Source organism: Pseudomonas sp. BF-RE-22 (assembly GCF_019956155.1).
Classification (GTDB): Bacteria; Pseudomonadota; Gammaproteobacteria; order Pseudomonadales; family Pseudomonadaceae; genus Aquipseudomonas; species Aquipseudomonas migulae.
The window spans coordinates 1-12411 of the sequence record NZ_JAHBDD010000015.1; the positions used below are offsets into that span (position 1 = coordinate 1).

Sequence of the window (12411 nt, forward strand, 5' to 3'; positions counted from 1 at the left end):
GGCGATCCGACTTGCCCGCGAAAGGGCCGGCCCGGTCATCGCATATCAATGCCTGTTGATAAACCCCGACAACGCCGCTATCGCTTCCGGCGAGCGCAGCCGCTGAGTGAACAACGCCCCCTCCTCTTCTATCACTTTGCGCAGTTGCTCGCGGTCAGGTGCTTTCATCAACTGCTTGCTGATGCGCACCGCTTCCGGTGGCAGGGACTCAAACCGCAACGCCATCTCCCGCGCCTTGGCCAATGCCGCTTCGCCACTACCCAGCGCTTCGGTCGCAATGCCCCACTCGGCCGCTTGCTCACCGCTGAAACCTTCACCGAGCAACAACAATTGCGCCGCTTTGGCATGCCCGAGCAATCGAGGTAAAAGCAGGCTGGAACCAAACTCCGGGCAGAGTCCGAGGTTGACGAAGGGCATGCGCAATCGCGCATCGCGGGCGACATACACCAGATCGCAATGCAGCAGCAGTGTTGTGCCAATCCCTACCGCCGCACCAGCCACAGCGGCGATCACCGGTTTGCGGCATTCGAGCAGGTTGAGCATGAAGTGGAATACCGGGCTGTCGAGGTTGCTCGGCGGTTGTTGAATGAAGTCGGCGATGTCGTTGCCGGCGGTGAAGCACTCGGCGGAACCGGTGATCAGCACGGCGTTGATTTCGGGGTCGGTATCAGCCTGTTTCAACGCCTCGGCCAAGTGGCTGTACATCGCACGGGTCAGGGCGTTTTTCTTGTCGGGGCGGTTGAGGCGCAGGATCAGCAGGCCACGTTCGCGTTCAATCTGGATGGCATCGGTCATGGTCGGTCTCGCGTCTGGAAATCAGCGCTCAACCGCGAGGCAGGAAGACGTCGGCCAGCAGTTGATTGCGCGGCAGTCCCGCCAGGTACAGGCGCCGGGCGAAGGCGTCGACGCTGTCGGGGGCCCCGCAGAGTAAGGCCAGGGTTTGCCGGGAAACAAGCCGCAGTTGCGCCAAAGCCGCGGGCAACTCGGTCGGTGTCCACAGCTCGATGCTGAGGTTCGGGCGGCTGGCGGCCATGGCTTGCAGGGGTTTGGCCAGATAATGCTCATCGGCATCATGGGCCAGGTGAATGACGCGGATGGCGCCCTGGTGATCCTGGCGCAGGGCTTCGCGCAAAACGCCGAACAATGGGCCAAGACCGGTGCCGGCGGCCATCAGCCACAACGGTCGGGTGTGCCAGTCGGCGTCGTAATGCAGCGCGCCGCCACGCAGTTCGCCGAGACGCAGCGGGTCGCCGATCTGCAACTGACGCGCAGCATCACTGAATGCACCGGGCTGGCGACAATCAAGGTGAAACTCCAGAAAGCGGTCTTCTCCCGGCAGGCTGGCGAGGGAATATGGCCGCGCCACGTGACCGGCCCACAACACCAGATGCTGCCCGGCGCTGTAGCGCAACGGACGCTGAGGGGTCAGGCGCAAACGCAACACGCTGCTGCTCAACCAATCGACGGCGGCGACCTCGGCCGGGCTGCCGTCCTGTAGCGGATCGAAGGCATGCACCTGCAAATCCTCGACCACCTGACATTGGCACGCCAGGCGCCAGCCTTGCTGACGCTGCTCCGCGCTCAGGGCATCGGGGCGGCTATCGCTAGGCAATCCTTGCATGCATTGCACCAGGCACGCATGACAACTGCCGGCGCGGCAACTGTAGGGAACGGACACGCCGTTCTGATTCAACACGTCGAGCAGGTTGCTGCCCACTGCCACCGACCATTGGCGATCGCCGACCCGCAACTCAGGCATCGACGTTCTCCCACGCCGCCGCGCAACGATTGCGGCCGTCGCGTTTGGCGCGATAGAGCGCCTGATCGGCACGTTGCAAGGCATCGTCGAGATCGTCGCCCGGCTCCAGCAGCGTCATGCCCGCCGACAGGCTGAGATTGCCGACCTTCAGGCCGATCAACTCGACATCGGTGAAGGCAATGCGCAGTCGTTCGCAGCAGGAGGTCAGGCGTTCGCCGCTGCAATCGGGCAGCAACACCACGAACTCTTCGCCGCCATAACGGGCCAGTACATCGCCCTCGCGCAGGCAGGCGTTGGCCACACCGGCGAAGGCTTGCAGCACTTGATCGCCGGCGGCGTGGCCGTGCATGTCGTTGATACGTTTGAAGTGATCGAGGTCGATCAGTGCCAGGCCATGCAGCACGCCGGGTTCCATGGCGTTGAGCTCGCGGGAGGCCAGGCGCAGGAAATGCCGGCGATTGAACAGCCCGGTCAGTTCGTCGGTGGCCACCAGGTCTTCGAGCTGGCGCATCATTCCGCGCAGGGTGTCCTGATGCGCCTGCAAGGCAAAGCGGCGCTGCCGCATCCGCAGGCGTGAGGCCTGGACGTAACGGGCGTAAAGCTCCAGCCAGACCAGCACGATAAACAGCACGCACACCTGCAATGCCGCCAGCGCCGGATCGGCCAGCTGGAAGTGGTAACCCTCCCACAGCGTGATCGCACTGAAACTGAAAAACACCAGCAACGCGCACCGCAAAAAGGCCCGACGCGACAGGTGAAACAGCCCGAACAACAGAATCAGCACGTAGAACACCAGGAACGCGCCACGGGCCTCATCCAGGTTGGCGATCAGCCAGGTTTGCCAGCCCAGCCCCAGCAACACTTGAGCTTCGGTCAGGCTGGGGTCGGAAAAACGCAGGTTGCAACCGCTGTAAAACACCGCGAACAGTGCCGCCTGACTGATGACCACCAGGGCGCTGCCGACGGCGACATTCGCCAGGGGTTCATCGTAATGACCGGTGAAAAACGCCAGCCACAGCAGCAGTAGAGCCAGGGCGTAGGTGCCGGCTGCAAGGGCAAAACGTTTGAGCAAAAGGCGCTGGATAGCGTTATGGGTCAATCGTTGACTCACCGTGCGAAAGGAGGCTGACCGAGTGTCCTACTCTACAGACCGAATGCCACTTTAGTGGCGTGTCTGATAAATGACCATTCAATTTTCAGGCCGGAAAACCGGCGTCAAGGGCATGACTTTAGACCCGCCCTGAATTTGTGCACAAACATCACCAACCTGTAGGAGCCGGCTTGCTGGCGATGGCGGTGTAACAGTCGACGTTAATGTTGAATGTCAGACCGCCATCGCCAGCAAGCCGGCTCCTACAGGTGAGTGCGCGTTCGCAAGCTTGACCTGTATGACCAACGATTGACTGCCGGCGCGTGTGCCCGCCTGCGAGGCGCGTTATACTGCCGCGCCTTTTTAGCGTCGCGCCAGCATGCCCGGCGTGCCTTGAAAGGTGCTTGCAACCGACCGATGCACCCAAGCTGCAAGCACCTTATTGAATGTTCCCGTCTTTTAGAGGAGCGCGACTCATGACCGTGATCAAGCAAGACGACCTGATTCAGAGCGTTGCCGACGCCCTGCAATTCATTTCCTATTACCACCCCGTGGATTTCATCCAGGCGATGCACGAAGCCTACCTGCGCGAAGAATCGCCAGCGGCCCGTGACTCGATGGCGCAAATCCTGATCAACTCGCGCATGTGCGCCACCGGCCACCGCCCGATCTGCCAGGACACCGGCATCGTCACCGTGTTCGTTCGCGTGGGCATGGACGTACGTTGGGATGGCGCCACCATGGGCCTGGACGACATGATCAACGAAGGCGTGCGCCGGGCTTACAACCTGCCGGAAAACGTCCTGCGTGCCTCGATCCTCGCCGACCCGGCGGGCGCTCGTAAAAACACCAAGGACAACACCCCGGCCGTTATCCACTACTCCATCGTTCCGGGTAACACCGTGGAAGTGGACGTGGCGGCCAAGGGCGGCGGTTCCGAGAACAAGTCGAAAATGGCCATGCTCAACCCGTCCGACTCGATCGTCGACTGGGTGCTGAAGACCGTTCCGGAAATGGGCGCCGGCTGGTGCCCACCGGGCATGCTCGGCATCGGCATCGGCGGCACCGCCGAGAAAGCCGCCGTCATGGCCAAGGAAGTGTTGATGGAATCCATCGACATTCACGAGCTGAAGAAGCGCGGCCCGTCCAACCGTATCGAAGAGATGCGCCTGGAGCTGTTCGAGAAGGTCAACCAACTGGGCATCGGCGCCCAGGGCCTCGGTGGCCTGACCACCGTGCTCGACGTGAAGATCATGGACTACCCGACCCACGCCGCTTCGTTGCCGGTGTGCATGATCCCGAACTGCGCCGCCACCCGTCACGCGCACTTCGTGCTCGACGGTTCCGGCCCGGCCTCCCTGGAAGCGCCACCGCTGGATGCCTATCCGGAAATCGTCTGGGAAGCCGGCCCGTCGGCCCGTCGCGTCAACCTCGACACCCTGACCCCGGAAGACGTTCAGAGCTGGAAGCCGGGCGAAACCGTCCTGCTCAACGGCAAGATGCTCACCGGTCGCGACGCCGCGCACAAGCGCATGGTCGAGATGCTGAACAAGGGTGAAACCCTGCCGGTGGACCTCAAAGGTCGCTTCATCTACTACGTCGGCCCGGTTGATCCGGTGCGCGAAGAAGTGGTTGGCCCGGCTGGCCCGACCACCGCGACGCGGATGGACAAGTTCACCCGTCAGATCCTCGAGCAAACCGGCCTGTTGGGCATGATCGGCAAATCCGAACGCGGCCCGACCGCAATCGACGCGATCAAGGACCACAAGGCTGTTTACCTGATGGCAGTCGGCGGCGCGGCTTACCTGGTGGCACAAGCCATCAAGAAATCCCGCGTGGTGGCCTTCGCTGAACTGGGGATGGAAGCCATCTACGAGTTCGACGTGAAGGACATGCCGGTGACGGTTGCGGTGGACAGCAAAGGTGAATCGGTACACATCACCGGTCCTGCCATCTGGCAGAAAAAGATCAGTGAGAGTCTGGCGGTGGAAGTGCAGTAAGTTGCGCTGAAACGCCCCTGAAAAAACCGGCCTGTTGGTGACGACAGACCGGTTTTTTTTCGCCTGGAGTAATCCCGGAATTTCCCCGGCTAACAGGGCTGACCTGTCAGATATGACAGGTCACAGCCGCCGCTGCCCCTGATAAGTTGAATGCACTTGTGCGTCCTTGTCAGGTGGAAACGGAAATGGCCACGGAAGAACAAAAAGGCACTATCAATATTTCAGCCCCCGCCCAACCGAAAATCGGCGGCGCCATTGCCAGTTTTGGCGGCTGGGGAGCAGTGGGGACTACAGGTTCGGCCTCGTTGGCCATACCGGTGCCCATTTCCCAGGCTCCCAATCGGGAAATGGTGCCGGCTCTTTCGCTGAGCTACAGCAGCCACGTGGGCAACAGTATTTTCGGTATCGGCTGGCATTTGACCGTGAATGCGATAACGGTGCGCACGAGCAAGGGCGTTCCACTGTACGACAAGCGCAAGGATCTGATGGTCGGCGCCGATGGCGAAACCTGGATGCCGGAGCTGGATGCCCAGGGCGAGATCGTTGACAGACCCGTCACTCTCGGGACAACAAACTATCGAGCCATTCGCTATCAGCCACGCATCGAGGGCGGTTTTGCCAAAATCGAACGGCTGATCAGCGACGACGATGCGGCCGGTTTCTGGCTGATTCATAGCGCCGATGGCAATCGCCATGTCTATGGCAAGACGCTGGCCTCGCGCCGGGCGGAACCCAGGGACGAAAACAAACCCCTGGAGCCCGAACGCGTCGGGGTCTGGCTGCTGGATGAAACCGTCACGCCCCGGGGCGAGCACATCGTCTATGAATACAAGGCCGAAACGCAGAACCCGGTCGCGCCCGATTTTCGCGACTACCGTGCCCAGCGGTATTTGCAGCGAGTGCTGTACGGCAATGCGGTGGCGGAGTCAGAGCTGTATTCGTTGAAAGACGGTGGCTGGAAAGACGTCGACTTCCACTTTCATCTGCTGTTCGATTACGGCGAACGCAGCCACGACTTGATGCAAATACCGGTCTATGGCCCCGAGTACCTGCAGGGAGGCGATCAGCACGACAAATGGCTAGAACGCAGCGACCCGTTCTGGAATCACGATTACGGATTCGAACTGGGCACGCGGCGCCTCTGTCGGCAGGTGCTGATGTTTCACCATTTCCGCAACGAACTGGGTGACTCACCAAAGCTGGTTCAACGGCTTTTTTTGCAGCACCGCCAGGGTACGCTGGAATACAACCACCTGACTGCCGCTCATCTTCAGGCTTACGATCAACAAGGCAAAGTCGAGAGCCGGCCGCCGCTCGAATTCAGCTACGCGCCCTTCGATCTGAAAAAAGCCGGTCAACCCGGCTGGAAAGCGTTCCCGCAGATGCCAGGCCTCAATGACGGTCAGCGTTACCAATTGGTGGATTTATACGGCAAAGGCATGCCCGGCATTTTATGTCGCTACGACAAGGCCTGGTTCTACCGCGAACCGTTGCGCGATAACTACCCCAGCGATGACGTTCGCTATGGCGACTTGACTGAACTGCCGTACATTCCGCTGGCCGACAGCAGTAAACCGCTGCGTCAGACGCTCACCGACCTCAACGGTGACGGCAAGCTCGAATGGGGTGTGCACGCCCCGACCATGAATGGCTGCTTCACCATGAACCCTGACCGCCAGTGGTCAGGATTTGTCCCCTACAAAGCCTTCCCGCTGGAGTATTTCCATCCTCAGGCGCAGATGGCCGACCTGGTAGGCGACGGTCGCACTCACATGGCCCTGATCGGCAGCAACAGCGTGCGGTTGTACACCAATCTGGGCGATGACAAGGGGTTCAGCGCCGGCCGAAATGTAGAGCACGACAACGACGATGCCCTGCCACTGCCGAGCAACTCTGAAACCGAACTGGTGGGCTTCAGTGATGTACTGGGCAGCGGCAAACAACACCTGTTCCGCCTCCGTCACAACAGCCTGGAATGCTGGCCCAACCTCGGTCACGGGCGATTTGGTAAACGAATCGTACTCAGCGCCCCGACATTTCCTTACGAGTCATTCAACGCTTCGCAAGTCTTGCTGGCGGATCTGGATGGTTCGGGTGCAACTGACCTGATCTATCTGGAATCCGACCGGATGCGGGTGTTCATGAACCACTGCGGCAAAGGTTTCGCCACCGAGCCCGTTGTTCTGCCCTGGCCCGAAGGCGTGCGCTACGACCGGTTGTGCCAGGTCACTACTGCTGACCTGCTGGGGCTGGGTTGCACCAGCGTGATCCTGACCGTACCGCACATGTCGCCCCGGCACTGGCGCTACGACTTCGTCAAAGCCAAACCGTATCTGGTCAACCGCAGCAACAACAACATGGGCACGCTCAGCCACATCGACTATCGCAGTTCGGCACAGGAGTTCCTTGACGAGGAATACGAGCAGCATCAGATCGATAATGACAAAGTCGTCGAGTCCGGTGTGCCGTTCGCCATGCATCTGGTCAAGCGCCAGACCCAGGTCGATGAAATCACCGGCAATAAACTGACCCAGCTCATGCGTTACCGCCAGGGTTATTACGACCCCTTCGAACGGGAGTTCCGTGGTTTTGGTCTGTTATTACAGACCGATACCGAAGCCACCGAGACGGAACGCAAAAGCCAGGGCTTCACCGCGCCGATCCTGAGTAAAACCTGGTTTCACATCGGCAGGACCATTAACCAGTCAAGGAACGGTTATTACAACAACGATGGGGAGGCTGTCGCGCTGCAACCCACCCGACTGGAACGCTTTCACGTGCGCGACAAGGCCGGCGAACCGCTGGAGCCCGACGAAGAAACGGCCCGTCAGATCGCACGTGCGCTGAGTGGCTCGACACTGCGCTCTGAAGTATTCCCTCTGGATAATCCGGCGGTGCCGTATGCGGTGACGGAAGCTCGTTTTCAGGTACGCCTGCTGCGGGCAAAAAACGAGCATTACCCCTATGCCGTGCTGCAACCCATGGCGCTGGAATCGATCAGCTATCAGTACGAACCTGAACTGCCGGACGACCCGCGCTGCGAGCACAGCCTCAGCCTGAAATGGGACGAGTTCGGCAGTGTGCTCCACGCGATGACCGTCTACTACGCCCGGCGCAAAACCGACGAGTCGCCGCCCTTTGAGGACGAGCATAAAAAACGGTACTGGAAGGACGCCCACGATGAGGCGCAGCAGCGCTGGTATTTGACCGAGTCCAAGGCCGAATTCATTCACGTGGACCACGAAGCAACCTGGAAATCGGGAATGCCTTTTCGACTGGGGTTGCCGTATCGGGAGCGCGGTAATGCGCTGGTACTGGATAAGCCGCTGCTGAGCGCCAGGGAAATCTGCCACGAGAACTTTCTGGAGTGGAGCAAGGACGAGGGTGAATGGGCGAAACAATCAGTGCTCGCGGGCATGTCGATGCAGCTCTACACCGATCCTCTCAACGGTCAGACCCTGGAACAAGGCACGGCAACTGTCCATGCGCTGCCGGCCCATGTGGTGATTGCCGAACTGGATGCCACAGCCTTGAGCGCTTACGACAAGCTCATGGTCAACGGCCAAATGCCCTTCAACCTCAAGGAGAAGCTCGAATCACCCGAGGTGGGTTACCACATCATGGAGTGGTTCTTGCCTGAAGTTGAGCCGTCGGAACCCACCGACCCGACTGACGCGAAGGAATACCTGTGGTCGATTCACCGTGGGTTCCCCAGCTATCACGGGCCAGAAGGCTTTTACAACGTCCGGCACTTCCAGCAAACCCAAAGCCACGGCATCACCAAAGTCACCTACGACCCTTACTGGTGCCTGCACACGGCCATCGAACTGCCGGACGGTTGCATCACTCAGATCCTCGACACTGATTACTGCACGTTTCTGCCCGCAGCAATCAAAGACCCCAATCAAAACACTCAGGAAGCGCGCTACAACGCTTTTGGCGAAGTGCTGGTCACCAGTTTTTATGGCACCGAACTGGGTGAGGCAGTCGGCTTCGACCCGCTGAGCGACTACGTGCGCCCCGACGACCGCAGTCCGTCCCGTGCCATCGAATCGCCCCTTACCGCCATCGGCAATTACGCCATGGCCATGTTCAGCGATGCGTTCAGCTGGATGGGCCGTCTGCCGACAACCGAGCCGCCCGCTGAGGAATGGCTGACCTGGGCGCTGGCAGAAGGGTTTGTGCTACCCAGCGGCCACCTTTGTGATCGCGCTCGCGAGCATCTGCACGATCTCGAAGCCCCCACACCCTCCGAGCGACTTCTCCAACAATACGTCGATGCCGCCCATCGTGAGCCGGTGCACATCGCGATCCTGCAAGCAGACCGTTATCCCGGCGATCCGGAGTTACAGATTCGCATCGCCATCAGTCATCAGGACGGCTTCAGCCGGGTGCTGCAAACCAAGCAGGAGGTCGAACCGGGCAAGGCTTTAGTGGTGTTGGACGACGGCACCTTGAAACTCAAGGACGATGGCACCCCGGACGAAGCCGAAGCCGAACGACGCTGGCGGGTCAGCGAGCCGGTCGAGTACAACAACAAGGGTGAAAAAGTGCGGATCTACCGGCCGTACTTTGCGAATAGGTGGATGAACATCAAAGACCACTCAATGCGTGAACACGCCTACCACGACCAGCAGTTCTACGATGCCGCAGGGCGTCCGACCGAAACCGTACTGGCGAAAAAAATGCTGCAAGGTGACCCACCGGAGCTGAAACCGCTGCGCCGGGAGATGTGGTACTGGATCTGGTGCACCGTGGCGTTTGACGAGAATGACCTGTTTGAGCCGCCACCACCCGAAAAGCGCCGAACCAACAGAACGCTCCATTGAACATGAGCATCCATTCGCATACGCCACAACTGGCGGTCATCGACAACCGTGGCCTGCCAGTTCGTCAGGTCGCGTACTGGCGGCGAGACGCGGCTGAGCTCAGGCCCGAAGCGCTGGTGACGGCTCAGGAGCATGACGGCGCCGGTCGCCTGGTGGCGCAACGGGATCCGCGCTTCCTCGCGCCCGCGTCCCGCCCGAACATGGCCACGGTTTACAGCCTGTCTGGCGCGGCGTTGTGCACTGAAAGTCGCGACGCCGGATGGCGCCTGGGCTTACCGGACAGGACCGGGCACATGCGCGAGCATTGGGATGGTCGAGGCAGCCATTGGCAGAACGAGTACGACACACAGCGACGTCTGACGGCAGTCCTTGAACAAACCCGAGACTCGACCTCACGCACCGTTGAACGCCTGACCTACGCCGACAACACGGGTGAATTCGCCGAGCGCAATCAATGCGGACAACTGATCCGCCACGACGATCGGGCCGGTGTGGTCTGGCTCGACCAGCAAGCGCTCAACGGCGGCGTCATCCGCCAACGCCGACGGTTTCTGCCGGATCACTCTGAAGCCCATCCACACTGGCCCGTCGTCGAAGCGGAACGCGACGCCCTGCTGCAACCCGGCGCGGGGTACATCACCGCGAGCCGCAACGGGCCGTTGGGGCAAGTGCTTGAGCAGACCGATGCCGGTGGTCATCGACAACACTTCAGCGTTGATCGCGCCGGGCAATTGCAACGCATTGACCTGACCCTCGACTCTCAAGGCCGGCAACCGCTGTTGAAAGCGGCGAGCTACAACGCCGAAGGCCAACTGCTGACTCAGGTGACCGGCAACGACGTCACCGGCAGCGCGACCTACGAGGCGGCGAGCGGCCGGTTGAAGCGCTTGACCGCCACCACCTCGGCATGTGCTCGCTTGCAGGACCTGCGTTATGAGTACGACCCGGTCGGCAACATTCTGCGGATAGTGGACCACACCCAACCCGTCACGTTTTTTGCCAACCAGCGTGTAGCGGCAGAAAACACTTACACCTACGACACTCTTGACCAACTCACGTGCGCCACAGGTCGTGAGACCGCCAATGCCGGTCAGACCCCGGGCTTGCCGGAGCTGATCACGCCCAGCCCCATCGACCCCGGGCGGCTGCTCAACTTCACCGAATTCTATGAGTACGACGTCAGCGGCAACCGTACCGAACTGCGTCATGTCAGTGATGGAAATCCGTTCAGGCAACAGCTGCGCGTCGATCCGCAGAGCAACCGTGCCCTGCCCTGGAACGACGGTGAAGACGAGCCGGACTTCCCACGCAATTTCGACGCAAACGGCAATCAGCAATACCTGGCCCCCGGTGCACAGCCGATGACCTGGGATGCGTTGAATCAGTTGCAAAGCGTGACCACCGTTGGCCGCCCGACCGAGGCCGATGACGCTGAAGGGTATCGCTACAACGCGGCCGGTGAACGGGTGGTCAAGTTCAGTACCCAGCAGGCCCATGCCGTGGCTCATCGGCGTGTCGTTCATTACCTTCCGGGGCTGGAAGTGCGCACCACCGATGACGACGAAGAACTTCACGTCATCTGCGTTCCGCTGGCCCGTGGCAGCGTGCGGTGCCTGCATTGGGTCAAGGGCAAGCCCGGCGATATCGAGGCCGATCAGTTGCGCTATAGCGTCGACGATCATTTGGGGTCTTGCAGCCTGGAACTGGATAAACACGCGGGCGTCATCAGCCATGAGGGTTATTACCCCTATGGCGGGACCGCGTGGTGGGCGGCGCGTTCGAAGGTTGATGCGGATTACAAGACCGTTCGGTATTCGGGCAAGGAACGGGATGCGTGTGGGCTTTATTACTATGGGTTTCGGTATTTCGCGCCGTGGTTGGGGCGGTGGGTGAATCCGGATCCGGCGGGTTCGGTTGACGGTTTGAACTTGTATTGCTTCTGTGGAAACAACCCTGTTTGCAGGACAGATTCTGATGGGCGTTTTTGGGAGTCATACGAAGAAGCTATAGAAGCGTTTTTGGAAATCGAATCAGTAATCAGAGCGGAGTATGGCCTGCCACCGATTGTGCTGCCTGCTTCAGAGCTGGAGGACGATGAGTCAATGGATTACCAGGACTCACCCGAATCATTTGCAAGCCATGACTCACCGGGCGAATCCAGTCCGGGTTCTGCTGACAGCCCCGTCCCGCCTCCCTCACCAACAAATGATCAAAATACCGTCCTCGACATTTTGAATGCGAACCCCGATAAACCCGTTCACTACTGGAACGATGCAAACCTGCTGGAAAGAACCAGCTTTGGCGGCAAAGTGTACCTGGCAGATCGGCGCCCTCCTGAAGAGGTACTAAGGGATGGGTTCAACGCTACAACTGAGTTCATTTCCATCAGAAAAATGCTCAGTAACGAAGCGTTAACTGTTTCGGAAACGCTCGAAGGGGCGCTGTTTTATGCAGCACAATCGCAAGGTAATCATTACTTTTATGAGATCGATGCTGATGAAGTAGGTGGCGTCTCCTTGCTTGAAAATCTGGTACTCAATACACCAAGATTGCGTCAACACCTTAATAATCCCGACCCCACCTACACCCTGGACGACCAAACCGGACTCTCAAACAGAATGCATGAAGCACATTTGAATTTTGATGATCTGAACGATGGCAAACCCAGGATTAAGTCATTGGGTCGACTGCCAGAAGAAATGAAACGTGCGCGTGTGACTGTCAACCACTGAC

Annotated in this window: 6 protein-coding genes; 3 read left to right on the forward strand and 3 right to left on the reverse strand. The window is 59.8% G+C overall.

Annotated features, from left to right (window positions below; all coding sequences use genetic code 11):
• Positions 1-45: 45 nt before the first annotated feature.
• From KGA82_RS10220 to KGA82_RS10230, 3 genes are read right to left on the reverse strand one after another with little or no spacing between them, the layout of a single operon-like run.
• Positions 46-795, reverse strand: coding sequence for an enoyl-CoA hydratase-related protein (locus KGA82_RS10220; protein ID WP_223450271.1), 750 nt, complete (start codon positions 793-795; stop codon positions 46-48).
• 28 nt (positions 796-823) lie between these two features.
• Complete coding sequence (locus KGA82_RS10225) at positions 824-1759, reverse strand: iron-sulfur-binding ferredoxin reductase (protein WP_223450272.1); 936 nt, start codon at positions 1757-1759, stop codon at positions 824-826.
• On the reverse strand, positions 1752-2858 hold the full coding sequence (locus tag KGA82_RS10230) for a GGDEF domain-containing protein (protein ID WP_223450273.1): 1107 nt from the start codon (positions 2856-2858) through the stop codon (positions 1752-1754). Before KGA82_RS10230 ends, KGA82_RS10225 begins: the two co-directional genes overlap by 8 nt.
• A 467-nt stretch (positions 2859-3325) precedes the next feature.
• On the opposite strand from KGA82_RS10230, the gene KGA82_RS10235 reads away from it, so the two are divergent.
• From KGA82_RS10235 to KGA82_RS10245, 3 genes are all read left to right on the forward strand, one after another.
• On the forward strand, positions 3326-4849 hold the full coding sequence (locus KGA82_RS10235) for a fumarate hydratase (RefSeq protein WP_150633235.1): 1524 nt from the start codon (positions 3326-3328) through the stop codon (positions 4847-4849).
• A 185-nt stretch (positions 4850-5034) separates the two neighbouring features.
• Positions 5035-9678: a SpvB/TcaC N-terminal domain-containing protein gene (locus KGA82_RS10240; RefSeq protein ID WP_223450274.1), complete on the forward strand. Its 4644-nt coding sequence runs from the start codon at positions 5035-5037 to the stop codon at positions 9676-9678.
• A gap of 293 nt (positions 9679-9971) precedes the next feature.
• A complete protein-coding gene (locus KGA82_RS10245; protein ID WP_223450275.1) occupies positions 9972-12410 on the forward strand; it encodes an RHS repeat domain-containing protein in 2439 nt (812 codons plus the stop codon).
• Position 12411: the final 1 nt, after the last annotated feature.

Coding starts and splice junctions, on each gene's coding strand:
- KGA82_RS10225 (WP_223450272.1), bottom strand. CDS start 1,759: ATGCCTGAGTTGCGGGTCGGCGATCGCCAATGGTCGGTGGCAGTGGGC.
- KGA82_RS10245 (WP_223450275.1), top strand. CDS start 9,972: ATGCGCGAGCATTGGGATGGTCGAGGCAGCCATTGGCAGAACGAGTAC.
- KGA82_RS10240 (WP_223450274.1), top strand. CDS start 5,035: ATGGCCACGGAAGAACAAAAAGGCACTATCAATATTTCAGCCCCCGCC.
- KGA82_RS10220 (WP_223450271.1), bottom strand. CDS start 795: ATGACCGATGCCATCCAGATTGAACGCGAACGTGGCCTGCTGATCCTG.
- KGA82_RS10235 (WP_150633235.1), top strand. CDS start 3,326: ATGACCGTGATCAAGCAAGACGACCTGATTCAGAGCGTTGCCGACGCC.